Origin of the sequence: Variovorax sp. PAMC26660 (assembly GCF_014302995.1) — a bacterium.
Classification (GTDB): domain Bacteria; phylum Pseudomonadota; class Gammaproteobacteria; order Burkholderiales; family Burkholderiaceae_C; genus Variovorax.
On the sequence record NZ_CP060295.1, the window covers coordinates 6,638,899 to 6,664,141 of the forward strand.

31 protein-coding genes are annotated in these 25,243 nt (G+C 66.4%); 7 read left to right on the forward strand and 24 right to left on the reverse strand.

The features are described 5' to 3' along the window. Both H7F35_RS31160 and H7F35_RS31165 read left to right on the forward strand, forming a co-directional pair. Positions 1 to 1,644, forward strand: a complete 1,644-nt coding sequence (locus H7F35_RS31160; protein ID WP_187110354.1) for a dipeptide ABC transporter ATP-binding protein — start codon at positions 1 to 3, stop codon at positions 1,642 to 1,644. A gap of 59 nt (positions 1,645 to 1,703) precedes the next feature. Further along, positions 1,704 to 3,089, forward strand: coding sequence for an amidase (locus tag H7F35_RS31165; protein WP_187110355.1), 1,386 nt, complete (start codon positions 1,704 to 1,706; stop codon positions 3,087 to 3,089). 10 nt (positions 3,090 to 3,099) lie between these two features. On the opposite strand, the gene H7F35_RS31170 is transcribed toward H7F35_RS31165, so the two are convergent. From H7F35_RS31170 to H7F35_RS31185, 4 genes are all read right to left on the reverse strand, one after another. After that, positions 3,100 to 3,438: a hypothetical protein gene (locus H7F35_RS31170; protein ID WP_187110356.1), complete on the reverse strand. Its 339-nt coding sequence runs from the start codon at positions 3,436 to 3,438 to the stop codon at positions 3,100 to 3,102. After that, entirely contained in the window at positions 3,435 to 3,641 is a 207-nt protein-coding gene (locus tag H7F35_RS31175) for a hypothetical protein (RefSeq protein ID WP_187114522.1), read from the reverse strand. The genes H7F35_RS31170 and H7F35_RS31175 overlap by 4 nt, the downstream gene beginning before the upstream one ends. 217 nt (positions 3,642 to 3,858) lie before the next feature. Then, positions 3,859 to 4,212: a hypothetical protein gene (locus tag H7F35_RS31180; protein ID WP_187110357.1), complete on the reverse strand. Its 354-nt coding sequence runs from the start codon at positions 4,210 to 4,212 to the stop codon at positions 3,859 to 3,861. A 127-nt stretch (positions 4,213 to 4,339) separates the two neighbouring features. Beyond that, positions 4,340 to 5,287 (reverse strand): adenylate/guanylate cyclase domain-containing protein, encoded by a 948-nt coding sequence (locus tag H7F35_RS31185; protein WP_187110358.1) that lies wholly within the window; start codon positions 5,285 to 5,287, stop codon positions 4,340 to 4,342. Between the two features lie 394 nt (positions 5,288 to 5,681). Here H7F35_RS31185 and H7F35_RS31190 point away from each other — a divergent pair, with 394 nt between their 5' ends. Continuing rightward, positions 5,682 to 5,960: a hypothetical protein gene (locus H7F35_RS31190; protein WP_261803430.1), complete on the forward strand. Its 279-nt coding sequence runs from the start codon at positions 5,682 to 5,684 to the stop codon at positions 5,958 to 5,960. Positions 5,961 to 5,985: 25 nt separating this feature from the next. Here H7F35_RS31190 and H7F35_RS31195 read toward each other — a convergent pair whose 3' ends face one another. The 8 genes from H7F35_RS31195 to H7F35_RS31230 form a co-directional block, all read right to left on the reverse strand. Continuing rightward, positions 5,986 to 6,954 carry an LD-carboxypeptidase gene (locus H7F35_RS31195; protein ID WP_187110360.1) on the reverse strand — a complete coding sequence of 323 codons (969 nt, stop codon included), beginning with the start codon at positions 6,952 to 6,954 and terminating at the stop codon, positions 5,986 to 5,988. Next, positions 6,951 to 8,066 (reverse strand): tRNA adenosine(34) deaminase TadA, encoded by a 1,116-nt coding sequence (gene tadA, locus H7F35_RS31200; protein WP_187110361.1) that lies wholly within the window; start codon positions 8,064 to 8,066, stop codon positions 6,951 to 6,953. The genes H7F35_RS31195 and tadA overlap by 4 nt, the downstream gene beginning before the upstream one ends. After that, positions 8,056 to 8,292 (reverse strand): hypothetical protein, encoded by a 237-nt coding sequence (locus H7F35_RS31205; RefSeq protein ID WP_187110362.1) that lies wholly within the window; start codon positions 8,290 to 8,292, stop codon positions 8,056 to 8,058. Before H7F35_RS31205 ends, tadA begins: the two co-directional genes overlap by 11 nt. Before the next feature lies 1 nt (position 8,293). Then, positions 8,294 to 8,938, reverse strand: a complete 645-nt coding sequence (locus H7F35_RS31210) for an FMN-binding negative transcriptional regulator (RefSeq protein ID WP_187110363.1) — start codon at positions 8,936 to 8,938, stop codon at positions 8,294 to 8,296. A 44-nt stretch (positions 8,939 to 8,982) separates the two neighbouring features. Beyond that, positions 8,983 to 9,681 (reverse strand): ankyrin repeat domain-containing protein, encoded by a 699-nt coding sequence (locus tag H7F35_RS31215; protein ID WP_187110364.1) that lies wholly within the window; start codon positions 9,679 to 9,681, stop codon positions 8,983 to 8,985. Beyond that, complete coding sequence (locus H7F35_RS31220; RefSeq protein WP_187110365.1) at positions 9,681 to 10,181, reverse strand: GlcG/HbpS family heme-binding protein; 501 nt, start codon at positions 10,179 to 10,181, stop codon at positions 9,681 to 9,683. Before H7F35_RS31220 ends, H7F35_RS31215 begins: the two co-directional genes overlap by 1 nt. Before the next feature lie 146 nt (positions 10,182 to 10,327). Next, on the reverse strand, positions 10,328 to 10,966 hold the full coding sequence (locus H7F35_RS31225; protein WP_187110366.1) for a response regulator transcription factor: 639 nt from the start codon (positions 10,964 to 10,966) through the stop codon (positions 10,328 to 10,330). Then, the gene (locus H7F35_RS31230) at positions 10,963 to 12,459 is read right to left on the reverse strand and encodes an ATP-binding protein (RefSeq protein WP_187110367.1); all 1,497 of its coding nucleotides are present in this window, start codon (positions 12,457 to 12,459) and stop codon (positions 10,963 to 10,965) included. Before H7F35_RS31230 ends, H7F35_RS31225 begins: the two co-directional genes overlap by 4 nt. Before the next feature lie 62 nt (positions 12,460 to 12,521). Here H7F35_RS31230 and H7F35_RS31235 point away from each other — a divergent pair, with 62 nt between their 5' ends. Together H7F35_RS31235 and H7F35_RS31240 are read left to right on the forward strand one after the other, a co-directional pair. Further along, positions 12,522 to 13,607: a DUF72 domain-containing protein gene (locus H7F35_RS31235; RefSeq protein ID WP_187110368.1), complete on the forward strand. Its 1,086-nt coding sequence runs from the start codon at positions 12,522 to 12,524 to the stop codon at positions 13,605 to 13,607. 77 nt (positions 13,608 to 13,684) lie between these two features. Next, positions 13,685 to 14,215: a DinB family protein gene (locus H7F35_RS31240; protein ID WP_187110369.1), complete on the forward strand. Its 531-nt coding sequence runs from the start codon at positions 13,685 to 13,687 to the stop codon at positions 14,213 to 14,215. 12 nt (positions 14,216 to 14,227) lie between these two features. Here H7F35_RS31240 and H7F35_RS31245 read toward each other — a convergent pair whose 3' ends face one another. The 7 genes from H7F35_RS31245 to H7F35_RS31275 form a co-directional block, all read right to left on the reverse strand. Then, the gene (locus tag H7F35_RS31245) at positions 14,228 to 14,710 is read right to left on the reverse strand and encodes a RidA family protein (RefSeq protein ID WP_187110370.1); all 483 of its coding nucleotides are present in this window, start codon (positions 14,708 to 14,710) and stop codon (positions 14,228 to 14,230) included. 89 nt (positions 14,711 to 14,799) lie between these two features. Further along, positions 14,800 to 15,120, reverse strand: coding sequence for a non-heme iron oxygenase ferredoxin subunit (locus H7F35_RS31250; protein ID WP_187110371.1), 321 nt, complete (start codon positions 15,118 to 15,120; stop codon positions 14,800 to 14,802). A 16-nt stretch (positions 15,121 to 15,136) separates the two neighbouring features. After that, positions 15,137 to 16,111, reverse strand: coding sequence for a Bug family tripartite tricarboxylate transporter substrate binding protein (locus tag H7F35_RS31255; protein ID WP_261803431.1), 975 nt, complete (start codon positions 16,109 to 16,111; stop codon positions 15,137 to 15,139). Continuing rightward, positions 16,108 to 16,476 (reverse strand): chorismate mutase, encoded by a 369-nt coding sequence (locus H7F35_RS31260; RefSeq protein WP_187110372.1) that lies wholly within the window; start codon positions 16,474 to 16,476, stop codon positions 16,108 to 16,110. The genes H7F35_RS31255 and H7F35_RS31260 overlap by 4 nt, the downstream gene beginning before the upstream one ends. 3 nt (positions 16,477 to 16,479) lie before the next feature. Next, positions 16,480 to 16,959, reverse strand: coding sequence for an aromatic-ring-hydroxylating dioxygenase subunit beta (locus tag H7F35_RS31265; RefSeq protein ID WP_187110373.1), 480 nt, complete (start codon positions 16,957 to 16,959; stop codon positions 16,480 to 16,482). Then, positions 16,956 to 18,215: an aromatic ring-hydroxylating dioxygenase subunit alpha gene (locus H7F35_RS31270; protein WP_187110374.1), complete on the reverse strand. Its 1,260-nt coding sequence runs from the start codon at positions 18,213 to 18,215 to the stop codon at positions 16,956 to 16,958. Before H7F35_RS31270 ends, H7F35_RS31265 begins: the two co-directional genes overlap by 4 nt. Before the next feature lie 37 nt (positions 18,216 to 18,252). Continuing rightward, positions 18,253 to 19,242 carry a 2Fe-2S iron-sulfur cluster-binding protein gene (locus H7F35_RS31275; protein WP_187110375.1) on the reverse strand — a complete coding sequence of 330 codons (990 nt, stop codon included), beginning with the start codon at positions 19,240 to 19,242 and terminating at the stop codon, positions 18,253 to 18,255. A 128-nt stretch (positions 19,243 to 19,370) separates the two neighbouring features. On the opposite strand from H7F35_RS31275, the gene H7F35_RS31280 reads away from it, so the two are divergent. Continuing rightward, positions 19,371 to 20,285 carry a LysR family transcriptional regulator gene (locus H7F35_RS31280; protein ID WP_187110376.1) on the forward strand — a complete coding sequence of 305 codons (915 nt, stop codon included), beginning with the start codon at positions 19,371 to 19,373 and terminating at the stop codon, positions 20,283 to 20,285. 4 nt (positions 20,286 to 20,289) lie between these two features. On the opposite strand, the gene H7F35_RS31285 is transcribed toward H7F35_RS31280, so the two are convergent. Beyond that, a complete protein-coding gene (locus tag H7F35_RS31285; protein ID WP_222621987.1) occupies positions 20,290 to 20,829 on the reverse strand; it encodes an endonuclease V in 540 nt (179 codons plus the stop codon). Position 20,830: 1 nt separating this feature from the next. Beyond that, complete coding sequence (locus H7F35_RS31290; RefSeq protein ID WP_187110377.1) at positions 20,831 to 21,460, reverse strand: 2'-5' RNA ligase family protein; 630 nt, start codon at positions 21,458 to 21,460, stop codon at positions 20,831 to 20,833. 159 nt (positions 21,461 to 21,619) lie between these two features. Between H7F35_RS31290 and H7F35_RS31295 the strand changes: the two genes are divergently transcribed. Beyond that, a complete protein-coding gene (locus H7F35_RS31295) occupies positions 21,620 to 22,228 on the forward strand; it encodes a porin family protein (protein WP_187110378.1) in 609 nt (202 codons plus the stop codon). A 64-nt stretch (positions 22,229 to 22,292) separates the two neighbouring features. Here the strand turns inward: H7F35_RS31295 and H7F35_RS31300 are convergent, their stop codons facing one another. From H7F35_RS31300 to H7F35_RS31310, 3 genes are all read right to left on the reverse strand, one after another. Further along, a complete protein-coding gene (locus H7F35_RS31300; RefSeq protein WP_187110379.1) occupies positions 22,293 to 22,922 on the reverse strand; it encodes a nitroreductase in 630 nt (209 codons plus the stop codon). 271 nt (positions 22,923 to 23,193) lie between these two features. After that, positions 23,194 to 24,810 (reverse strand): glutamine-hydrolyzing GMP synthase, encoded by a 1,617-nt coding sequence (guaA, locus tag H7F35_RS31305; protein ID WP_187110380.1) that lies wholly within the window; start codon positions 24,808 to 24,810, stop codon positions 23,194 to 23,196. Positions 24,811 to 24,820: 10 nt separating this feature from the next. Next, positions 24,821 to 25,240, reverse strand: a complete 420-nt coding sequence (locus H7F35_RS31310) for a type II toxin-antitoxin system VapC family toxin (RefSeq protein WP_093239586.1) — start codon at positions 25,238 to 25,240, stop codon at positions 24,821 to 24,823. Positions 25,241 to 25,243: the final 3 nt, after the last annotated feature.

Consider the following 25,243-nt stretch of genomic DNA (forward strand, 5'->3'; position numbering starts at 1 on the left):
ATGGCACACACGCTTTCCGCCACACCCGCCGTCGAATCGCCATGCCTCGTGGTGCGCAATCTGAGCATCGACCTGCCCGAGGGCGCGGACCGGCCGCACGCCGTTCACGCCGTTTCTTTTGAAGTGATGCCCGGTCAGGTCGTCTGCCTGCTGGGCGAGTCGGGCTCCGGCAAATCAGTGATCGCCCAGGCGGTGATGGGGCTGCTGCCCGATTCGCTGGTGCCCTCGGGCGGAAGCATCGAGGTTCTGGGCGAGAACATCCTCACGGCCGACGCTGCGCACCTGCGTGCGTGGCGCGGCGCCCGCATGGCGATGGTGTTCCAGGAGCCCATGACGGCCCTGAACCCGGTGATGCGCTGCGGCATGCAGGTCGACGAAATGCTGGCCGAGCACACCGAACTCAACGCCGCCGAGCGCAAGCAAAAGGTGCTGGCCATCTTCGCGCGCGTCAAGCTGCCCGAGCCCGAACGCATCTACGACGCCTACCCCCACCAGCTCTCGGGTGGGCAGCGGCAGCGCATCGTGATTGCCATTGCGCTGATCCTGCGGCCCGCGCTGTTGATCTGCGACGAGCCGACCACCGCGCTGGACGTGACCACGCAGGCCGAGATCCTTTCGCTCATTCGCGAGATGCAGCAGGAGAACGGAACGGCGGTGCTGTTCATCACGCACGACTTCGGCGTGGTCGCGGACATCGCGGACCATGTCGTGGTGCTGCAGCTCGGCCGCCAGATCGAAAGCGGACCGAAGGACGACGTGCTGCGCCGGCCGAAGGAGCCCTACACGCGCATGCTGCTCGATGCCGTGCCGCGCCTGGAGCCCGCACCGCGCCCGCCCGTCGCCAACGCTGCGCCGCTGCTCGACGCGCGCGGCGTGACCAAGACCTATCGCTCCGGCTCGTGGCCGGGCAAGCGCCGCACGGTGCATGCGGCGACCGATGTGTCGCTCAAGCTCCATGCCGGCGAAACCGTGGGCATCGTGGGTGAGTCCGGTTCGGGCAAGTCCACCGTCGCGCGCTGCATTGCACGGTTGATCGAGCCGACCAGTGGCGATGTGTGGGTGCCTCACATCGAGGCCCAGCACGCGCCGCGCGCACGGCTCTCGGCCTTCCGGCGCATGGTCCAGGTGGTGTTCCAGGACCCGAACCGCTCGCTGAATCCGCGCCGCACCGTCGGGCAGTCGATCATCGAAGGGCCGGTGAACTTCGGTCTTTCTCCAGAGAAGGCCTGGAAGCGCGCCGAAGAACTGATGGACCTCGTGCGGCTGAAACCCGAGGTGCTGCACCGCTATCCGAGCGAGTTCTCCGGCGGCCAGCGGCAGCGCCTGTGCATTGCGCGCGCGCTGGCCTGCGAGCCCCAGGTGCTGATTGCCGACGAGGCCGTTTCGGCGCTCGACGTCTCGGTGCAGGACCAGATCCTCAAGCTGCTCGCGGAGATCCAGCAGCGCCTGTCCATCGGCATCCTCTTCATCACGCACGACCTGCGCGTGGCCAGCCAGATCTGCGACCGGCTGATCGTCATGCACAAGGGCCGCATCGTCGAGCAAGGCACGGCGCACGACGTGCTGCTGTCGCCGCAAGAGGCCTACACCCGTTCCCTGTTGGCAGCAGCCCCTGGTCAGGGCTACGCATTCGGTCAGGGCTGATGCGCGCGCACCAGTCCCCTGCCCCGATCAACATCTTCGACCCCCAAGAGCAACACACCATGGAAACACCCCTGTACGCACTCAGCGCCGTTCAACTGCTGGCGCACTATCGCGCCCGCACGCTCTCTCCCGTCGACGTGACGAAAGCTGTGCTGGCACGCATCGAGCGTTGGGAGCCGAGCATCCACGCCACCTACGGGCTGGATGCCGAAGCCGCCTTGGCCTCGGCCAAGGCCTCCGAGGCACGATGGGCCCAAGGCGCGCCGCAAGGCGACCTCGACGGCGTGCCGGTCACGCTCAAGGAAAACATCGCCACGCGCGGCACGCCGTCTCCGATCGGCAGCGCCGCCACGGTGCTGTCGCCTGCCGCGGCGGACGCACCTGCTGCCGCGCGCCTGCGCGAAGCGGGCGTGGTCATCGTCACCAAGACCACGATGCCGGACTTCGGTTTTCTGGGCGCGGCGCCATCGAGCTTTCATGCGCTCACGCGCAACCCCTGGGACCTGAGCAAGAACACGGGCGGCTCCAGCTCCGGTGCCGGCGCTGCTGCCGCTGCGGGCTACGGCCCCTTGCACCTGGGCACCGACATCGGCGGTTCGGTGCGCATTCCCGCCAACTTCTGCGGCGTGTTCGGGCTCAAGCCCAGCCAGGGGCGCATTCCGGTCGATCCACCGGCGGCAGCCCGCGTGATCGGCCCCATGACGCGCACGGTCGCCGACGCCGCGCTGCTGATGAAAGTCGTGTCACGCCCCGATCCGCGCGACTACATGAGCCTGCCGGCACAAGACATTGCATGGGAAAGCCTGAGCCGCGACGTGCGCGGCCTGCGCATCGGCCTGTGGACCGACACCACGGGCGGCTGGCCGATCGATCCCGAAGTGAAAGAAGCCGTGCTGGCTGCGGCACGCGTCTTCGAGCAGGCCGGCGCCATCGTGGAGCCGCTGCCCGACTGGACCACGCTGGACATGCGCATGGGCATGGCGCATTTCTTCACCATGCGTTGCCGCGTCGACCTGGCGGCCATGCCGATCGAGCGCGCCAAGCTGGCGGCCGACTACATCCATGCCGCAGGCGAGTTCGCGGGTTCGCTCACGCCCGAAGAAACCTTCCGTGCCTTCACGCGCATGCAGGCGCTGCGCGCGGCGACCGTGGCCGCCACGCAGCCCTACGACTACGTGCTGTCGCCCGTGTCGCCGGTGCTGCCGTTCGCGGCGGAAGCCATCAACAGCGGCCCCGAGAACCCGCTGAAGGACTCGCACTTCACCTCGGTGTTCAACCAGTCGGAGCAGCCCGCGGCGTCGATCAACTGCGGCTACTCAAAGAGTGGCCTGCCCATCGGCCTGCAGATTGCAGGTCGCCGGTTCGACGACCTGGGTGTGCTGCAGATGGCTTCGTTCTACGAATCGGTGCGGCCGGCGCAGGCACAGTGGCCGGAGCCTGCGTGACGCTCGCCGGCTAACGCATCGCCTTGTAGCGGTAGAGGCGAAAGCCGTCCTTCTGCATGAAGCTGATGGGTTCCCAGCCGCGCGCCAGCGCGCTGTCGGTGATCAGCGCCATCTGCAGGCCAAGGTAGTCCTGCAGGTTGTCGGCCACCGCGATCTCGAACTTCCGGAGGTCGCGGTCCAGCGCCTCGATCGCCGCGATGGCGGCCTCCACGTTGCCGAAGGGGCGCAGTGCATGCACCATCGGGCTGCTGCTGCGCGGCAGGCTGTGCGGCGCCACGGGCTCCGCCCCGAAGTTGACGATGGCGCCGCCCTCCATGCCATTCAGGCCGCCGATGCTCATCGATGTCATGCCATGAACCCGATGTCGCGCGGACAGGCGATGCCGCTGGGCGCCGTCATGCTGAAGTTCTTCAGGTTCGGCAGGATGCTGTTGAGTTGCGCATCGGGCACGCCCAACCAGCGCGCCAGCGTGGCGGCGTTCAAGGGCCGCGGCGCATCCTGCGCGGCTTCGTCGGCCACACATGCGCAGCCGGCTTCGATCTGTTCCACCATGTTCCTCGCTCCTGCGGCGCTCCAACGCCGGTCGAGCTGTTCAAGGCAAGTGGCATGCCCTGCGGAAATCGCGTGGTGGGTGGCTTGAAAACAAGGCGAGTCAATCCACAAATGTGACTTATTGTGACCTTTTGGTCACTTCCAGAAACAAAAATGGCATGCCAGAAAACTGGCGCGGTTCAGCAAGCCTTCAGCAGCGCACTGCCTGCGGAGAGGTTCAGTCGCGTTCGTCGTACCAGTCGTCGTTCGGCGGACGGTACGGATAGCCGGGGCCGTAATAGATGCGTCCTGGCGGTGGGCTGTAGATGGGTGCCGGGCGGTAGTACACCGGCGGTGGCGGCCGGTAGTAGACCGGCGGAGGGGGTTCGTAATAGATCGGAGCCGGGTACGAATAAACCGGCGGCGGCGCGTAGTACGGCGCCGGGTAGGCGCCGATGGCCAGGCCGGGCGTGCCGATTTCCACCGACCAGCTTCCGCGCGCGCTGGCCGATCCCACGGCCAGCAAGGCGCCCGCTGCAATCGCGCCGATGGCAACCCATTTGAAAACAGAAGAATGATTTTTGAAGTTCACATTGGCTCCAGGGCCAAGGGCGGACAGCGCCCATGTGGATACGCAACGCCCGATGCATGCATGCGGTGCACCCGCGGTGCTGTCGGGTGGTTGCCAAACGTCACCGGCAGCACGCGCCGCGAAAGGCTCAACGCGCGATCTCGCGGCGCGACAGCATCACATCACCGCCGGTGGTGCTGAAAGAGATGGTCGGTGCGCTGAAGTCGCTCAGCGGCGCGCCAAGGCCGATCTCACCGCGGCCATGCAGCACGCACTCTTCGCGCCGCAAGGCGATCTCCGTGCTCGGCCCGCCGTTGCCGTGGAAGCGGACCCAGGTGCCGTAGGTGCTGACGTCGATCAGCACGCAACTGCCCTGCCGGACCTCGATGCGCGCGTGCAGCCGCGAGACACGCGGGTCGTTGACCACGAACTGCGCGTCGTCGACGCGCCCGAGGTGAATCGGTAACTGCTCGGTACTGAACATCGAGCGAACGTCGAGCCATGCGAGTTCGATCTGGCCGAACGAAGAGTCCGGCACCCGCAACGGCGCCAGCGCGGCCGGCACGGTAAGAAAGGAGGTCACGTCTTCCTGCCAGTCGATGCGGTGCACCACCGACATTTCGCTGCGGCCCCGGATGTTGATGAGGCCCAGGTCGCGATGCTGCACGCCGCCTTCGCGCAACTGCGAGATCACGGCGTCGGTCACCCAGATCTGGCCGGGCCCTGCCAAGTCGCTCAGGCGCGAGGCCAGGTTGACGGCGTCGCCGTAGCAATCGCCCTCCACTTCCACCACATCGCCACTTGCCACGCCGATCTGCAGCGCCATGCGCAATGGCGCCGGCCAGACCAGCAAGCGCTTCTGGTGGTAGCGCTGCAATTCGATGACTGCATGCGTGGCTGCGGCTCCGCTGGAAAAGATTGCGAACACACCGTCTCCCAGCGACTTGACCACCCGGCCACCGTGCGCCTGGCAGACGCCACCGATCCATTGAGTAAGTCGCGTGACGGTTTCGGTAGCCCGTGCATTCCCCATGGCCTCGAAGACCCTGGTACTCCCCGTCAAGTCCGCGAATACGACTGTGGAATTGACACCCATACTGTTGTGATTCTCTATTGCGATCTCTGGTTGATTATGGTCAAGGCACCCCGCATTCACTTGCAAGCAGTTTCCTTGACGTGCGACCAGACATACAAGGAACGATCTGCCTGACCTCTTTGTTGACCATATGTATGCGCTCGTAACCGCGAGGCGGATGTCCCGGGGACATTGACCATATGTAGTACTTTGGAAAACAAATTGAAAATGACAGTGAAAACGACAAGTAAAGCGTGTTGTTTTACAAACAAGAAACACTGTTTGCGATCTTGTGTAACCGTGAACTGCGGCTTAAGGTAGCGACCGTCCTTGCTTCCCGCAATACGCTTCTCGTCCCATGCTTTTCCGCCGAATTCTTCGTCTGCTGAACGTGCCCGGCTTCGGATCCCGCCAGGTGGCAGAGAGCCAACTGGGGCGCATCCGCACAGCCATGCTGTCGGCCCTTCAGGGACGTGGCGGTCATTCGATCCAGCGTGTCAGCCAGCGCGTGCGCTTTGCGGCCGACATGGAAGCCCTCTGGTATCTGCGGCAGGACGTGATGGTCGCGCTCAGCGACATCGACGGCGAATCCGCCGCGCGCCGCCAGATGAAAGCCATCAACAGCATGTTCAAGGGCGGACTGCCCGGCTCGATGGGCCCGCGCGCTCACCAGCGCTTCACCAACAACGGCTGAGGCCGCCGCGCGACCCGCGCCCTGTTCAATGGGCGTGATGGTCGTGGTGGTGATGGTGGTGCTCGTGTGAATGGTCATGCTGATGACCCCACACCAGGAACACGTCGCGCCCTTCGGCCGCCATCGACACCTTCGCGCCCACGGGAAGCAACACCTTTGTCGGCACATGCCCGAACGGCAGGCCTGCCAGCACCGGCACCTTGAGCGTGGCACGCAGGCGGTCGATGACCGTGTTCAACCCGAATCCCCGGTCGTAGCCCGCCACCTTGCGGATGCCGGTGAATTGACCGAACACGATGGCGCGCTGGCGCGCGAGCACGCCGGCCAGCTTCAATTGATCGAGCATGCGTTCGATGCGATACGGATGCTCGTTGGTGTCCTCGATGAACAGCACGCCCTTGTCGACCGCCGGAAAGTACGGCGTGCCAAGCAGGCTGGTCAGCACGCACAGGTTGCCGCCCCACAGCACGGCGTCTTGCACCGGCTTGAACTTCAGCTCGGCATCGCGTGCCGGCATGCGCCAGCCAGTGCCTTCACCCTGCCCGCTCAGCAAGTCGTCGAAGCAGGCTTCCATGATGTCGTCGGGACCGTCCTCAGCGCCGAAGTCTTCGCCGACCGCGGGGCCCGACCAGGTGACCGCGCCGGTCTTGGCAAGCAGCGCGCTCTGCAGCGCAGTGAAGTCGCTGCAGCCAACAAATTGGGTGCCCTTGTGGATCGCCTTGGCCACGGTCTTGTACGGAATCGCGTCGAGGATGCGCGTGAGCCCGTAGCCACCGCGCGCGATGAGCGCGATGTCGGCACCGCTGGCGGCCGCGCGCGAAATGGCGGCGAGCCTCGTGGCGTCGTCACCCGCAAAGCGCTGGTGCACCGACAGGGCTGCGTCGTCGACTTCGACTTCATGGCCCAGCGCCGTGAGTCGCTTCACGCCGCGCCGAAAAGCAGCCTTGTCACGGATCGCGCTGGAGGGGGAGTAGATGTAGATGTGTTTGGTCACGAGGTCGAGTATCCCATTGCGTTGCGCGCTTGCAGGGCGAGCGCCCTGGCCTGCGCGGGTGTCGGTCCCGAAGAAGAAGCGATGGGGCCGAGCGCGCGCAATGCGGCTTCGTAGCCTCGATCGGGAAAAGGCGCGCGCCATGCGTCCTTGATGCGCTCGCCGCCTTCCGGCGCCACGAGCGTCGCCACGAAACGGTCGCCCGACACAGCCTGCAGCAGCGCGGCCAGGCTGGCGGCGGATGCGCTGTGCACCAGCACCACTGGCGCCAGCTGCAAACGGTCGAGCCATTCGAGCAGCACGTCGCGATGCCATTCGAGCGTGTGCGTCGTCTCGCGCTTGGGCTTGTCGCTCTTGCCGAATCCGATCAAGTCGGGCACGAGCGTGCGCAGGCCGGGCGCGCCGACAAAGTGCCGGAAGAAGTAGCCCCACTCACCGGGGCCATGCAGGCACAGGCAGCCAGCAAGTGGATCGCCCTCACCGCTTTCGTCCATGTAATGCATGCGCCAGCCTTGCAGGCTCGGCAGGTCCTGCACGTGATGCGCGGCGAAGGCGCAGTCGCCCAGCGCGGCAAAGCGCTCCGCTGGCGTACGCAACGCATCGTCGCGCAAGGGCTCGGCCTGTTCGCGCGCGACGCTGCGGCGCTGCTGGAAGAAGGCTTGCAGCACTGCCGCGCATTCCTGCGCCAGCACGCCGCCCTGCACCTGCGTGCGGTGGTTCAGGCGCGGCTCGGCAAAGAGGTCGAGCACGGAGCCGGCCGCGCCGGTCTTCGGGTCCGTCGCGCCGAACACCACGCGCGCCAGCCGCGAATGCAGCATGGCGCCCGCGCACATCGCACAAGGCTCCAGCGTGACGAACAACTCGCAGCCGTCCAGCCGGTAGTTGCCGAGCACGGTGGCACCAGCGCGCAGCGCGTTGATCTCTGCATGCGCGCTCGGGTCGTGATTCGCCACGGGCGTGTTGCGGCCGGTGGCAATGACCTGGCCGTCCTTGACCAGCACCGCGCCGACCGGCACCTCGCCCGCTTCAGCAGCGAGGCGGGCCTCGGCCAGCGCCAGCGTCATCCAGCGCGCGTCGTCGTTCATCTGCGAAGGCAATGCGGGCTCAGTTGTCATCCGGCATCTTGCGCGCCTGGGCGGCCGCTTCGAGCGCGTCCTTGACCTGCTGTTGAACCTGCTGCGCCTGATCGCGCACCGTGGTGGGTGGCTCGCCGGCCGCTGGCGCGGCCACGCCGGGCACGGCCGGCAAAGCCGTAGCAACACCGCTCCCCATCTGCTTCTTCGCGATCAATCCGACGATCAACAACGCCAGCACCAAACCGATCAATCCGAGCACGCGCATTTCAGCGTCCCTGCGCCACGGGCGCTTCGACGTTCATGCCGAGGCGGTCCATCCACACGGCCAGCGCTTGCTCATCCGGCGTGCCCGCGCTGTAGGCGGCGTGCATCGCGGCATGCGATTCGCGACGGTGCTGGTTGAGCTTGACCTTGCATTGCAGCGCCGTGACACGCAGCTCGAAGCCGACGATGCCGGCCAGCATCTTGAGCTGGAACTCTTCGCCCAGGTCGCGCCATTGCTGCGCGTAACCGGGCTCGTGATCGCCGATGAGCTTCTTGAGCAGGACATCCTTGGCGGCCGGCTCTTCGATCAGCCGGGCCTCGACGGTGCAATGGACCGCCAGGTAGTTCCACGTCGGCACGCGCGCCAGATCGGGATAGACCGAGGGCGAAAGGTATGAATGCGGCCCGAGGAAAGTGACGACCGCGCTCGGCCGTGCCTGCAGATAGCGCCAGTGCGGGTTGGGCTTGGCGCAATGGCCCCACAACACCAGCTCGTCGCCCTCTCGTCGCTCGGCCACCAAAGGCAGGTGAGAGACGAACGGCAGCCCGTCGTCGTCGTTCGAGATCAGGCTCGCGAAGGGGTGCGAGCGCATCAGTTCCAGCGCGATGGCCGGGTCCTTGGCATTGAACTGCGGAGGCATGTACATGGGGCGGGTTCCTCGTGGCGAGGCCTGATTGTCCCCGAGCCGCGCTACTTTGCGTGCACGGCCTCCAGTTGCTTCACCATCACCGTGTAGCCACGGGCCCTGGCCAGTTGCAGCGGTGTGTTGCCTTGCCGGTCGGCCAGCTTCAGGCTGGCACCGGCGTCGATCAGCGCGGCCAGCGTGCGCTGGTGGCGCGATCCGCCGTCGCCGAGCACGATGGACTCGATGGTCGCGGTCCAGTGCAGGTTGTTCACATGGTCGAGCGGCGCGCCGTCCGCGATCAGGCGGCGCACCACCTCGTCGTGGCCCAGATGCGCGGCGGCGATCAGCGCCGTGCCGTCGTAGCGGCTCGTGGTCTGCCCGGCATTGGCGCCGAGCGACAGGAGCAGCGTGAGCGAGGCCACATCGTCGGCCACCGCCGCGATGGTCACGGCGTCGTAGCGATCGTCTTCGAGCAGATCGAGGTTGGCGCCGGCCTTGGCCAGCAGCTTCACCGCGTCGCGTTGCCGCGCATGGGTGGCGACATGCAAGGGCGTGCGCCCGCGCGGGTCGCGCGCATCGAGGCTGGCGCCCGAGGCAATCAGGCTCCTCAGCTTCGGCAGGTCGCCATGCCAGGCCGCCCGGTGCAGCCCTTCATAGGCCAGCACCTCGGTCGCCAGCGGCGGCACCTGCGCGGACACGCCGGCCGATGCGCCCAGCCCGAGCGCCACAGCCAACACCGCCGTCCAGGCACCGCGCGCCGTCATCAGAGCTGGCCCTTGATCTTGTCGATGGCCGCGTTGGCGCACTGCTCATCAAGGTTGCCGCCTGGTGCGCCGCCCACGCCCACGGCACCGATCACTTCGTTGCCCGACTTGATCGGCACGCCGCCGCCCAGCAGCAGGAAGCCCGGCAGGTACACGAGGTTCGCCGCGCCCGGGTTCTTTTGCGCGCCTTCCATCATGGCTTGCGTCGGGCTCTTGGCCGAGGCCGAAGTCCACGCCTTGCGCTCGCTCGATGCCAGCGTGTGCGGGCCTGCGTTGTCGGCGCGCTGCACGGCACGCACGGTGCCGGCGCGATCAACCACGGTGGCCGCCACGTTGTAGCCATTGGCTGCGCAGGCCGCCACGGCTTCGGCCGCGACCTGGTTGGCCAGTGCGAGCGAAATGTTCTTTTCGGTGCGAACGGCCGGTACGGGCGACTGGGCCTGAGCGGCGGATGCGGCGAGCAGAACGGCAAGGCCGCCGAGGCGAAGGATCGAATGCATTGTTTGGTTTCTCCAGTGGATGCAGGGTGAGTGCGCCGGCTGCTTGCCGACCGCTGCGCCACTGTAGAAAACGCCGCGCCCGAAGGCCATTCGTACGGCTACGCGCGGCGCTCCGTAGTTCTACGGAGCGCGCCCTGCCCCGCCTTTCAAGCCTTGTTGTCGACCAGCACCGCGTAGCGCCGGATCAGTTGGGCCAGCGAGTCGCAATCGAGCTTGGCGAACAGGTTGGCGCGGTGCGTCTCGACCGTGCGCGGCGACAGCGCGAGCGTGCGCGCGATCTCCTTGTTGGTCAGGCCCTGCACGATGAAGGCGAGCACCTCGCGCTCGCGCTCCGACAGTTGCGCGACCTGCTCGCGCGCGGCGTTGTCGGCCTGCGAGCGTTCGCGCGTGCGCACGTGCTGGCGCACGGCCTGCTGCAGGGCTTCGAGCAACTGCTCGTCATCCACCGGCTTTTCGAGGAACTCGGCGGCGCCGGCCTTGAAGGCGCGGCGGCACATCTCGACGGTGCCGTGGCCGGTCAGCATGATCACTGGCTGGTCGACACCCTGTGCCATCAGCCGGTCGAGCACCGTGAGCCCGCTGATGCCGGGCATGCGCACATCGAGCACGATGGCGCCCACGCTCGCGCGGTCGAAGCCGTCGATGAAGGCCTGCGGATCGGCCCAGTCCTGCACCCGCAGGCCGACCGTGCCGATCAGCAGTGACAGGCTTTCGCGCACCGCCTGGTCGTCGTCGATCAGGTGGATGAGCGGCGACAGGGGCTGGTTGGTGCCGGGCGTGCTCACGGTGTGCGCTCCGGGGAAGATATTGGCGCCACCAACGGCAGCAACAATGTGAAGCGTGCGCCGCGCGGCGTGGCGTTGGCCGCACTCAGGCTGCCGCCCATGCCGCTGGCCAGCGTCTCGCTGAGGCTCAGGCCAAGGCCTAGCCCACCTTCGCGCGTGCTGAAGAAAGGCTCGAACAGGCGCGGCAGCGCCTCGGGTGCAATGCCGCGTCCGTTGTCGGTCACGGTCAGCACGCCCTCTTGCCCATTGCGGCCGACGGACACCACCAAACGCCGCTCGGCCGCCGGCACGAGGTCAAGCGCCTGCAGTGCATTCATCAGCAGGTTGTGCACGATCTGCTCCAACGCCACCGCTTCGGCCTGCACGCGCACCGGTGCCTGTGCGGTCGCATCGAACTGGGCCGTGATCGCGTGCCGGGAAAACTCCGGCGCCAGCAAGTGCATCGCGCTGCGCACCACCTCCTGCAGCACCAATGGCTTCACTTCGCCACCGGCCTCGGGCCGCTCGATCACGCGGCGCAGGCGCCCCACCACGCCGGCCGCGCGGCGCGCCTGCTCGACGGCCTGGCCCATCGCGTCGCGGGCGGTGGCAAGGTCCGGCGGATCGTCATCGAGCAAGCGACGCGCGGCCTGCGCATTGGCCAGCACGGCCGTGAGCGGCTGGTTCAGTTCGTGCGCCAGACCCGCCGACAGTTCACCCAGCGCGTTGAGCCGCGCGACCTGTCCAAGCCGCAGCAGTTCTTCAGCCCTGCGACGCGCAACGCGCTGACGCTGGGCTGCCCACAGGCCGGCCAGCAGCAACGCCATCGCCACGGCCCAGCCGCCGATGCTGCGCCACGGCAACTCGCCCCAACCCACATGGCGTTCGGCCACGAGGTCGAAGGGCTGGCTCGGCGACGCCAGTGCCTTGGTCAGGTCGAAGCGCCAGCCGCTCGCCGAAGGCCGCCCCGGTTGCAGCACCAGTTGCTGGCCATCGCGCTGCAGACTCAAGCGCACGGGACTTTGCTGCGGACTCATCGGCCAGTCGCGCCACGGCACCGAGCCGGCCAGATCGATTTCAAGCGCATAGCTGAAGGGCATGGCACCCATCACGAGCTGGTAGCGGCCGTGCGTCAGGTCGAGCGTGGCCAGCTCAGCGCGGTGCTGGCTGCGCGAACGCGCCTCGGCTGCGGCCAATGCGCTCGCCTGTTTTGCGTCGGGCCAGGGCTCGTCGCGATCTCGCCGCTGCACACGCAGGATCGACGAGTACACAGACGGCAGGCGCTGCTCGGGGTGATCCGCCTCGGTGCTGGGCTCCAGCAATGCGAGCGTGGCCAGCACGGCGTCGTACTGAACCACCTGCTGGCTCATGAGCCGGTGGGCAATGCGCACGTCGGTCTCGAAGTCCTGATGCATCTGCGCCAGTTGGGCGCGCGCCAGCCACACCGCACCCACGGCCGTGAGGACCAGCCAGGCCAGCCACCAACCACCCTGCGTACGCAACCACTGTTTCATGGCGCGGATTGTGCCCGCCGCTGCGGGCCCCTTCGATGTTGGTCGAGAATGCGGCCCCACACATGGCTGAAGTGCAGGACTCCCTTTTCCCCGATCTTCCGCGCCCGCAAGAGGCGCCTGCGGCATCGCTGCCGCCCGGCCCGGAGGCAGGGACCGAAACGCCCGCGAAGAAGAAATCGCGCACCGGCACGGTCGAGGCTGCGCCGACCGATCCGGCGCTCGTCGAACTGGCCGCGGCGTTGCCGCCTCAACTGAGGCTCGGCACCTCGTCGTGGAGCTACCCGGGTTGGGCCAAGCTCGTGTGGGACGGTGAATACGCCGAGACCGTGCTGTCGAAGAACGGCCTTTCCGCGCTGGCGAAGCACCCGCTGTTTCGCACCGTGAGCCTGGACCGCAACTTCTACCGCGCCCTCACCGCGAGCCAATACGCGCGCTACGCGGCCATGGTGCCCGACGACTTCCGCTTCGTGGTCAAGGCGCCGAGCCTGGTGACCGACGCCACCGTGCGCGACGAAAGCGGTCGCGGCATGCAGGCCAACCCGGTGTTCCTGAGCAGCGAGATCGCGCGGCAAGAGTTCGTGCTGCCGGCCCTCGAAGGGCTCGGCCACCGCATCGGCGTGCTGGTGTTCCAGTTCAGCCCCATCCCAGGGCACCTGCTGGCCGACCAGCCCGCGCTGCTCGGGCGCATCGCCGCCATGCTCGAATCGCTGCCCGACCTGACATCCGTGGCGCCCGACGCGGTGATCGCGGTCGAAGTGCGCGATCCGCAGTTGCTGTGCCCCGCCTTCGCCGACATGCTGCGCAGCGTGCGCGCCACCTTCTGCATGGGCCTGCACGCCAAGATGCCGCCGATCGAAGACCAGTTGCCGATGCTGCGCGCGCTCTGGCCCGGTCCGCTGGTGTGCCGCTGGAACCTGCACCGCCGCCACGGCCGCTTCGGCTATGAGGATGCGGAGAAGCTCTACGGCCCCTTCGACAAGGTGATCGATCCCGATCCTGAAACGCGCGCGGCATTGGCCAAGGTGATTGCCGGCACCACGCGCGCGGGGCAGAACGCCTTCGTCACCGTGAGCAACAACGCCGAAGGCTGCGCGCCGCTGACGATCGCCTCGCTGGCGCGCGACATCGTGAACCAGCCACCGCGTTAGTCGGCTTCGGACAGGGGTAGACAGGCAATCCTATTCACGTAGCATGGCCTTCCCCCGAATCAAAGGACACCCCAGTCATGAGCGCGTCGGCACTGCTTCGTACACTTTTCAACTACCAGACATGGGCCCACGACGAGCTGCTGGAACGAATGGAAGGCTTCGATCCGGAATTGCACAGGGATGCGCGGCACACCGCCATCCGGCTGATCAACCACTGCCTCGTGGTGAACCAGATCTTCGCGGCGCATCTCGTGGGCAAAGCGCACGACTTTTCCATGGACAACACCGAACACACACCGACGCTGAAGGACCTTCGCACCGCCGTGGCCACGCTGGACCGCTGGTACCTCGACTATCTGGAAACGATGACACCGGCGCTGCTGGCCGAGCGCGTGCCCTTCGTCTTCACCGATGGAGACAAGGGCTTCATGTCACGCGAAGAAATGCTGACCCATGTCGTCACCCACGGCGGCTACCACCGGGGTGAAGTCGGACGCCTGCTCCGGCAGGAGTCGCGCGAACTGCCATATGACACCTTCGCGGTGTACCTGCACCAGGCCGAGCCGTCGCGCCGCCTGCAAGGGGCACAGGAAGCACAGGCGGCCTAGGCGCCCAGTGCGTCAGGCCTTTGCGGCCACCGTCATCTCGACCTCGACGGTCGCGTTCTTCGGCAGCGCATAGACACCGACCGCCGTGCGCACATGCACGCCGACATCGCCGAACACGCGGTGCAGCAGGTCGGACGCCGCATCGGCCACTTCGCTCTGCTGCGTGAAGTCTGCCGTGCACTGCACGAACACGCCGACGCGCAACACCTTCTCGACCGCATCGAGCGAACCCAGCGCACGCCGCAGCAGCGCCAGGCTGCGCAGCACGCAGATCTGCGCACCGTCTTGCGCCTTGGCCAGCGACACCTGATCGCCCACCCGCCCGGTGACGACCACGGTGGTGCCCACACGCGGCACCTGCCCGCTCAGGTAGACCGTTCGGCCATCGCGCACGAGGGGCACGTAATGGCCGCCCGCAATGATGTCGCCCTCGAAACTGTGGCCCAGTTCCGAGGCGATGAGGTCGGCGATCTGGTCGCGGGTTTGCTCTGTCATATGGCTTCCATGAAAAGGAGCGTCATTGTCGCCACCCCCTTGCCGAAAAACAGATACAGATCGCGTGGACCCGATGCGGAACAGATCGCTCAGGCCTCGAACGCGAGGAAGACCCGGCCGCCCTCGATCTTCACCGGGTAGCTGCGCAGGTCTTCGGTCAACGGCGCGCACATCGCCTTGCCGTTGCGCACATCGAAGCGCCCCTGATGCAGCGGGCATTCGATCTCATGGCCTTCCAGGAAACCGTCGCACAGCCGGGCGTGCCCGTGCGTGCAGATGTTGTCGGTCGCGTGAATGCCGTCTTCGGTGCCGTACAGGGCGATGTCCCTGCCCTGCACTTCGATGCCCACCACGTCGTCGGCGGGAACATCGCCGACTGCTGCGGCGTCGACCCAGGTCATCGTGCTCATGTTCATTTTCCTTCGCTCAGTTGTCGGCCTTGATGCCCGCGCGTTCGATCACCGGCTTCCAGCGGCGCAGTTCCTCGCCCATGAACTTGCCCAGCGCTTCGGGCGTGCTGCCCACGCCATCGAAGTACGCGGTCTGCAGGCGCTTCTGGGTTTCGGGGTCTTTCAACACAACGGCGATCTCACGGCTCATGCGCTGCACGATCTCCGGTGACGTGCCCTTGGGCGCCATGTAGGCGAACCAGGGCACCGCCTGGATGTCGGGCAGGCCCGATTCGCGCAGCGTGGGCAGGTCGGGCAGCAGCGCCGAGCGCTCGGCCGAGGTGACGGCCAGCGCCTTCAGGCGCCCGGCCTTGGCCTGCGGCATCACCGTGACGGGCGGCAGGCAGGCGTACTGCACGTCGCCCTGGATGATGGCCGTGACCGCCTGTCCCGACGACGCATACGGAATGTGCACCGCGAACGACTGGGTCTTGAGCTTGATCAGCTCCACGCCCAGGTGCGAGATCGATCCGTTGCCCGTCGACGCGAAGTTGAACTTGCCGGGGTTCTGCTTCATCGCGGCCAGCCAGCCCTTGACCGAATCGACGTTCATCGAATTCGAGACCACGCAGACATTGGGGGTGGTCGCGGCGAGCGACACCGGCACGAGGTCCTTGAACGGGTCGTAGGGCAGGTTCTTGTAGAGGATGGTGTTGTAGACCAGCGGCGCATTCACCGACAGCAGGAAGGTGTAGCCGTCGGGCGAGGCTTTCGAGACCTGGTCGGTGCCGGTGTTGCCGCCGGCGCCGGGCTTGTTGTCGACGATCAGCGGCTGGCCGATGCGGGCCGAGAGCTTGTCGTTGACGATGCGCGCAAGGATGTCGGGCGACGAGCCGGCCGCGAACGGCACGACGATGCGCACGGGGCGCTGCGGCCATTCCTGTTGTGCGTGCGCGCCGGCCACAGCGAAGAGCGCGGCGACGGCAAGCGGCAGCATGCGGATCACGCTCATGGCTTGGCCCCCACATCGACCATGCCCAGATGGTCCTGCTGCTCGCGTGCGATGAAGCCCGCGATGAGCGCGCGGTAAGCCGCCTCAACCACCTCCGGGTAAGCGCCCTCCTTCTCGGCCAACGCCCGAACCTTGTCGATCACTTCCTGCTGGCGCTGCGGCGCCGACACCTGGAAGGCATCGCACTTGAAGCGCGCGGCGTCTTTCACGTAGCGGCCGCGCTCGGCCAGCAGCGCGACGATCTTGCGGTCGAGCGCGTCGATTTTCTCGCGCACATCGGCGAGGTTGCTGCACAGCGGCTGGTAGGCCGGGTCGACAAAGCGCCTCAATGGCGCACCGTGGGTCTCTGGTTCTTTTTCTTGCATGGCTCAGATGGGATAGATGATGGAGTTCGGGATCATTTCGCTGTCGAACACGCACAGGCGCGAAGCGAACTTCAGGCCTTCGGGCGTCGGCACGACCTTGTCGATGTAGCGGCCGACATTGAACACGGTGGAAGGTCCGTCGAGCTTGGTGCGGAACACCGCGTAGTTGGCTTCGCTGTGGATCGCGCCATCGGCGTCCACCGAATGCACCACCGGCAAACCGACCACATGACGTTGGTAGTACGGGTCGTGGAACAGCGTCTCCTGGATGCCGTAGACACGGTCTTCGAGCATGCCCCGGCTCTCGAAGGACAGCGTGGCCAGCGGCAGATTGCGCTCGTGGTTCTCACGTGGCTGCAGCCGGTAGCTGCATTGTTCGATGAAGAACGCGGGCCACAGGTCCCACTTGCCGGAATCGACCGCATGCGCATAGGCCGCGTAAAGACGGGCCAGTTCGAGATAGGTGTCGGCGTCGAGCTTCATGCCGCCTCCATCACTTCGCGCCAGTAGCGGTACATGCCGCGAATCAGCGTCTCGGTCACCATGTGATCGGTGTTCTCGACCTCGCGCCCGCCCAACTCGGCGAGCGTGCGGTGGTAGGGCTTCTGCTCGAAGCCTTGCTGCGAGAACTCGATCACCTCGCCGTCGTCCGCCGACACGAAGCCGGCCGGCCCGAACAGGTTGGCCTGCCGCAGACGGCGCTGCGTCATCTCTTCGGTGTCGTCTTCAAAGCCGAAATGCGTCCAGACGAAATCGAAGGCGTCGTGGCCCACCGGCTGGATGTGCCGCGTCGACACGCTGTTGACCTGCTGCTGCAGGATCAGGCTCGGGAACAGCGTCATCATCACTGCCGTCGGTCCATCCCACCAGGGCTCGGGCACGATGTCGAGAAAGCGCGGGTCCTTGAGCTGCATGCTTTCCTTGAAGCTCGACACCTGCGTCACCTGCGCGGCCTTGCCTGCATTGCCGCGCGTGGAAATCATGGCGGCGTGGCGGCCGCGCGCATCCATCTTCAGCTCCGACTTGTTGTCGGCACGCCAGAGGCCGAAGGTCACGAACCAGGTGTGCAGCAGGCCCGGGTGGTAGGGGTCCTTGATGTTCTCCTGCATCAGCTTCCAGTTGCCCGGAATGCGCTGGCGGCTGTAGCCCAGGATCGTGAGCTTTCGACCATTGAACAGGCGGTCGAAGTAATGAAGGATGTCAGGGCCGAGGAATTCCTCGAAGGATTCGATCTCATGGTCGAACGAGGCGAACACCACGCCGCCGCGCGACGCGACCTTGAGCTTGTTCAGGCCGTTGTCCTCGGTCTTGAAGTCGGCCGGCATGCCGCCGTGCACCTTGCCGTCCTGCTTGACGCCGCGGCGAAACGGCACGCCCTGCAGGTCGCCCTTGAGCGTGTAGTTCCACTGGTGATAGGGGCAGACGAACTCCTTCTTGTTGCCGTGGCGCTCACGGCAGAACTGCATGCCGCGATGGGCGCAGACGTTCTCGAAGACGTGGATCGCGCCCGCTTCGTCACGCGACAGGATGACCGAGCGCTCACCGATGGCAGTGCGCTTGAAGTCGCCGGGGTTCGGGATCTCGGCTTCCAGCCCGACATAGCACCAATGCTTCTCGTAGAAGAAGCGCTGCAGCTCCTTCTTGTGCAGCGCCTCGTCGGTGTAAGCCATGAAGGGAATGCGGCTGGTCTTGTCGTTCTCCCATCGCAACTCGATGGGGAACACGGCTTGCGTGGTCATCGCGGGTCTCCTTTTCTTGTCTGTCTGCGTGTGTTCTTCAGGTGCCTTGCAGGTAGAAGGCATCGGCATGGGTCTGTTCGGGTGCAAGGCCGCGTGCGCGCACCAGTTGGGTCACGGCCTCGACCATCGGCGGCGAGCCGCAGAGGTAGGCGCGCCAGCCGTCGAGCTTGCCGGGCCAGTCGGCACGGATCGCATCGGTGATGAGGCCCAGGCGCTGGCCATCGCGCGCCGGGCCGGTGACGACCACGACGTGCACCTTCAGGCCCGCGTGCTGCGCCTGCAGCTCGCGCAGCTCCTGCAGGCCGTAGACGTCCTCATCGGAGCGCACGCCGAGGTACAGGTGAATCGGCTGCGTCAGCCCCGCCGCGATGGCGCCGCGCACGATGGAAAGAATCGGCGCGAGCCCGGTGCCGCCCGCGGCGCAGAGCATCGGGCCTCGGTGCTTCGTGCGCAGGTAAGCCGTGCCCAGCGGCCCGCTCACCCGCACGGAATCGCCCACACGCAGTTGCTCGAAGATATGCGCCGTCACGCGGCCGCCCGGCACCCTGCGGACATGGAACTCAAGCTCCGCATCGCGGCTCAGGCCAGCCATCGAATACGGCCGCGCCAGATCGGGGGCGAACTGCAATTGCGCGTACTGGCCCGGAGAAAACTCCAGCGGCTTGTTGGGCTTGAGCCGCAGGCGGCGGATGTCGTGCGTGAGCACATCGATGCCCGTGACGGTGGCCTTCAGGATGCGCGCCGGATGCACCACCACCTCATCGGGCTCGGGAATCTCGATGGTGCAGCTTTCGGTCAGCGTGCTCTGGCAGGCCAGCACGTAGCGCTCGCCCTGCCCGTCCGGCCGGATCGCGTCCTGCCCACCGTCGAGCACCTGGCCCGACACCACCTTGCAGCGGCAGGTGCCGCAGCGCCCCGACATGCAGCTGTACGACACCGGCACATGGTGCTCGCGCAGCACTTCGAGCAGGTTCGCGCCGGGGCGGACCTCGAGGGTGCGGGCAAGGGGGTGAATGTGCAGGTCCATCGTCGGGCTCTCTTTGCGCCGGCGTCATGGCCGGCTTGTCTCTGGGGCTGGATGATGCGCGGCCGATGAAGATTGACCAATAGAATCTGGTGAATCATCTTCATCACTGGCATGAATAAAGGTCCGCCATGCAGCTCAAGGACATCGACCTCAACCTGTTGCTGGTGTTCGACCGCATGCTGGCCGAAAAACGCGTGTCGGCCGTGGCCGAATCGCTCGGGCTTTCACAACCCGCCATCAGCAATGCGCTGGCACGGCTGCGCAAGCTGCTGGGCGATGAACTTTTCTTGCGTACGGCGCGCGGCATGGAGCCCACGCCCTTCGCACTGCAACTGGCCGAGCCGGTGGCCTATGCGATGGGCGCGCTGCACACGGCGCTCAACCAGCAGGTGGTGTTCGACCCTGCCACCAGCACGCGCAGCTTCACGCTCGCCATGACCGACATCGGCGAGATCTACTTCACGCCCAAGCTGATGGAAGCGCTGTCGCTCGCGGCACCGGGCGTGACGATCAGCACCCTGCGCAACAACACCGCGACCAACCTGCGCGACGAGCTGGAAGCCGGCCATGTGGACATTGCCATCGGCCTCTTGCCGCAGCTCAAGGCGGGCGTGTTCCAGCGCCGGCTGTTCCTGCAGCGCTACGTGTGCCTTTTCTCGGGCACGCATCCGCTGGCGCGCAAGCGCAGCCTGTCACTGAAAGACTTCAGCGCGGCCGACCATGTGCTGGTGCAGGCAGCCGGCACGGGCCACGGCAAGGCCGACGACGTGATGGCCGCGCAAGGTATCCAGCGTCGCATCCGGCTGCGCGTGCCGCACTTCGTGGCCATCGGCCACATCCTGCGTTCGAGCGGAATGATCGCCACGGTGCCCGAGCGGCTGGCGCAGAGCATTGCCGAACCCTTCGGGCTGGTGTGGCGCCCTCACCCCGTGGCGCTGCCGCAGATTGCGATCAATCTGTTCTGGCATGCGAAGGTGCATCGCGATCCGGGCAACCAGTGGCTGCGCGGGTTGCTGTTCGACAACTTCGCGGATAGCGATTGACCGGCTACCCAATGCCCGCTGTCGGCTCGAACCGGTCCGGCATGGCACTGCGCGCGAGCTGATCGACGTTGCGCAACAGCGTCGGCACGCGAAACGGACCGTGCATGCGTTTCAGCGCCTCCGCAACCGTCGATGCATCGATACCCACCGCCGTTACGAACAGCGGCGAGCCGCTCTGGCCGCGCCGCACTGCGATGGCTTCGGGTGCGCTGCGGTACGCGGTTTTCGCGATGCCGACGACGGGCACTTTTCGATCGAGCGCCGCATGCAGATGCGCGCCGAGACCCGCGCGCCCCTCGCCCAGCGAGACATAGCCGTCCACGACGATGATGTCGGCCGCCGGCCCTGCGCGCAGAACGCCGAGCAGGCAGGGCAACTCGCGGCGATAGAACTCGCCGGGCTCGTAGGGCGCGATGCCGCTGAAGCCCGCGACGGCGCGTGCTTCTTCGCGCTCCGCGGCCCATCCACGGAACCAGACGCCGGCGCCCACCGCCGTGTCGGCGCGGTAGTCCACGTCCAGGCAGACCAGCAGCGGCTCGCTCACCTCAGGCCTCCTCAGAGTTCTGCATGACCGGCCACTGCGCCAGGATTTCGTGGACGCCCTCGCCCACGTGGCTGTCGATCAACGCCAATGACCCGGCGCGCCACCGGACCGGTTCGTCGATCGCGTGCTCTTCGAGCTTGCGGCGCGCGTAGGCCAGCGTCATGTGCGGCGTGAAGGCGCGCGTCGGCTTGAAGCCCGCGTCCGCCAGTGCTTCGCCCAGTCGCTGCCTGAACTGCGCGAGCGCGCCGGTCCCTTCATTGCCGCACAACACGAGCGCACCCTTCGCATAGCTCATGGACCGGTCGAACACGACGTCAAAGGACGGCGCTTCCAGCGTCGCGGCGGCAGCCCGCGCGAGCGCCACTTTGTCTTGCGGCACCACCGCGTACTCGCCCAGATCGTGCAACGTGACGTGCAGGCGCGGCGCATCGATCAGCGTGGCTTTCAGCACATGACGCGAGTCCATCAGCGCGCCCAATGCGGCGATGGATGCGGCGTCTTGCGGGCTCGGGAGGATGGCGAAGAAGAGTGCGTGCGGCAGCGCTTCCTTGCGCTGCGGCTTGTTTTTTCGGCTGCGCGGCAGAGGCCGCGGCGGGGGATCGATACCGGGAAGAAGAAACTGTTCAGACATGCCTCGATCATCGCGCATGGCCGCTGCCCTTCATGCGATCTTCAGCAAGCACCAAGCTCGTCTTCAGCTTGAAATTTGAGAATCGATGGACGCTGATGGCACGGCAACAGCCTGCCACCTGTCGATCGATTTCAACCCAATCCCACAAGGAATTTCATCTTGACGAAAACGCAAGCCTGCACCGTCCTCGCAGCCCTTTTGCTCGGCACCGCATCCATGGGCGCTTACGCCGCCGGCCCCTCTCAGGACACCGGCTTCTACGCGGGCGGCGCCATCGGCCGCTCGAGCTACAGCCTGTCGGGCTCCAACAGCGTGCCCGCGCCGTGGGGCGGCGAGAAGAGCAGCAAGTCCGGCACCGCCTACAAGATGTACGGCGGCTATCGCCTGACGGAAACCTTCGGCGTGGAAGTGGGCTATGCGCGCCTGGGTCGCGTGAGCCAGTGGACCGCGGTGAACGGCATCTCCAGTCACCAGAACGGCACAGGCAGCGCCTTCTATGCAGCCGCGACGGCCCGCTTGCCGATCGGCGAATCCTTCGCGCTCAACGGACGCCTGGGCCTCGCGCGCGGCAGCGTCTCCGGCGGCGACAAGTGGGCGCCGAGCTACCAGCGCATCTCCGGCAACGCCACCGGTGTCATGGCGGGCTTCGGTGCCGAATACCGCGTGACGCAGAACCTGTCGGTGACGGCGGACTACGACTACTTCGGCAAGGTGTCGAAGCAGGCCAAGGGCGGCATGTTCTCGGTGGGTCTGAAGGCCAGCTTCTAAGCCTCGGTCTGGCAACGATATGCGCCGTCGCCAGCTGGCGACGGCGCACTGTCGCGTCTGCAAGTCATCGAACGGATGCCAGGTCGGCCGCAGTGTGGCGGGTCGTCTCACCCGTCCATTCGCGCACGAACGCATCCGGCGCTTCTCGCGCGGGAGCCTGCGTCGCCTCCTTCGGGGTTCCCACGTACAGGAAGCCCAGCAGCCGCTCTGCGTCCTGCAGGCCCAACGCCTGCTGCACATGACGGTCGTAGCTGTTGAGCCCCGTCGCCCAGAAACCGCCATAGCCCAGCAAGTGCAGCGCGTTGAGCATGTTCATCGCGGCGGCGCCCACGGCGAGGACCTGCTCGGATTCCGGCACCTTGTGCGGCGACTGCACCCGGGCGCAGATCGCGATGAGCACGGGCGCTGCCATGGCTTTGCCGCGAAAGCGCTCGCCGTCGTCGAGGGGATCGCGCAGGCGCGCAGCGTTCGCGAAGACGTTGCCCAAGGCCAGTCGTGCATCACCACGGATGAGTACGAAGCGCCAGGGGCGAAGTTGTCCGTGGTCCGGGGCCCGCAGCGCGGACTGGAACACGAGGTCCAATTCTTCAGCGGACGGCGCGGGCTCGGTCAATGGCCAGGGCGAATGACGTTCGAGCAAAAGGTCCAGCGCATGGCGCTGGTCGGAGCGAGCTTTGGAAGTATCCGGGTGCATGTCAGCGTCCTTCAATCGAGATGAGAAGGCCGCCCCATGGCAGATGGCAGGCGCTGGGAAGATTTCAGTGGCAGGCTGGCTCGCTGGTGCGAGGTGGCTGGCATCCGGCGCTTCGCGCGTTTCGCTGAAAAGAAGAAAGAAGCGAAAGGCGAAGCCGTTGCACCATCGTTCGACAGGGCGACGAACAGGCGGTCATCGTAGCGATGGTGCATTGCCCACGCACCCGGTGCGTGTAAACGCAGGGCCGGGTCACGCAGGCTGCGGGCTTACTTCATTCCCACTCGATCGTCGCCGGCGGCTTGCTCGACACGTCGTAGGTCACACGGTTGATACCGCGCACTTCGTTGATGATGCGGCCCGACACCTTCTTGAGCAGCGCATACGGCAGCTCGGCCCAGTCGGCGGTCATGAAGTCGCTGGTCTGCACGGCGCGCAGCGCGACGACGTAGTCGTAGGTGCGGCCATCGCCCATCACGCCCACGCTCTTCACGGGCAGGAACACGGTGAAGGCCTGGCTCGTGAGGTCGTACCAGCTCTTGCCGGTCTCGTCCTTGAAGTTGCGCAGTTCCTCGATGAAGATCGCGTCGGCGCGGCGCAGCAGGTCGGCGTATTCCTTCTTCACTTCGCCAAGGATGCGCACGCCCAGGCCCGGGCCGGGGAACGGATGGCGATACACCATCTCGGGCGGCAGGCCGAGGGCCACGCCGAGTTCGCGCACTTCGTCCTTGAAGAGATCGCGCAGCGGCTCGAGCAACTTCAGGCCGAGCTGTTCGGGCAGGCCGCCCACGTTGTGGTGGCTCTTGATGGTGACGGCCTTCTTGCTCTTGGCACCGCCCGACTCGATGACGTCGGGGTAGATCGTGCCTTGCGCCAGGAAGGTCGCGCCCTTGTGCCCGCCGTCGCCGGCCTTGAGCTTGGCGGCTTCCTGCTTGAACACGGTGACGAACTCGCCGCCGATGATCTTGCGCTTGGCTTCGGGGTCGCTCACGCCGGCGAGCTTGCCCAGGAACAGATCGCTTGCATCGACGCGAATCACCTTCGCATGCAGCTTGCCTTCGAACATCTCCATGACCATGTCGCCTTCGTTCAGGCGCAGCAGGCCGTGGTCGACGAACACGCAGGTGAGCTGGTCGCCGATGGCGCGATGGATCAGCGCAGCGGCCACGCTCGAATCGACACCGCCCGACAGGCCGAGGATGACTTCCTCATCGCCCACCTGCTCGCGGATCTTCTGCACGGCTTCGGCGATGTGGTCGCGCATGACCCAGTCGGGCTTGGCGTTGCAGATGCCGAGCACGAAGCGCTCGAGGATCGCCTTGCCTTGCACGGTGTGCGTGACTTCGGGATGGAACTGCAGCGCGTAATAGCGGCGCGCCTCGTCGGCCATGCCGGCGATGGGGCAGCTGTCAGTGCTGGCCATGAGCTTGAAGCCCGGCGGCAGTTCGGTGACCTTGTCGCCGTGGCTCATCCACACGTTGAGCATGCCGTGGCCTTCAGGCGTGGTGAAGTCGGCGATGTCCTTGAGCAGCGCGGTGTGGCCAAGAGCGCGCACGGCCGCGAAGCCGAACTCGCGCTTGTGGCCGCCTTCGACCTTGCCGCCGAGCTGGTGGGCCATGGTCTGCATGCCGTAGCAGATGCCGAGCACCGGAATGCCGAGGTCGAACACGGCCTGCGGGCACTTGTCAGTGGTCTCTTCGTAGACGCTCGCGTGGCTGCCCGAAAGGATCACGCCTTTCAGGTGGCCGTCGGCGGCGTATTCGCGCACCCATTCGTCGGTGACGTCGCAGGGGTGCACTTCGCTCAGCACATTCGCTTCGCGCACACGGCGTGCGATGAGCTGGGTGACTTGCGAGCCGAAATCGAGGATGAGGATCTTGTCGTGTTGCATGGGCGTTGACTCAGAGCGTTGAAATGTCGAACAGCTTGACGCCCGCTTGGGGCGCGGCCTTGATGAGATGCTCGTCGAAGGTGGCGAGCGGGAGATTGAGCGACTTGGCGAGCCAGAGATAGCCCGCGTCATAGAGCGACACGCCGGCGTCGATGGCCACGGCCAGCACGGCCTTGTGCTGTGCCGGTGCAAGTTCGTGCAGCTCGACGCGGTGGCGGATGGCATCGAGCACGCTCCACAGCCCTTCGACCGCGGACGATGGAATGCGACCGCTGCGCACGCCGTTGGCAAGGATGTTGGCGCACTCCCATTGCCAGGCGTTGGGCGCCTGCGGCTCGACCTCGTCGCGGCGAATGGCGGCGTAGAGCTTGCGGGTGTGTTCGCTGGCCTGGTCGGGCAGCAGCCAGGCGGCGGTGACGGAAGCGTCCATGAC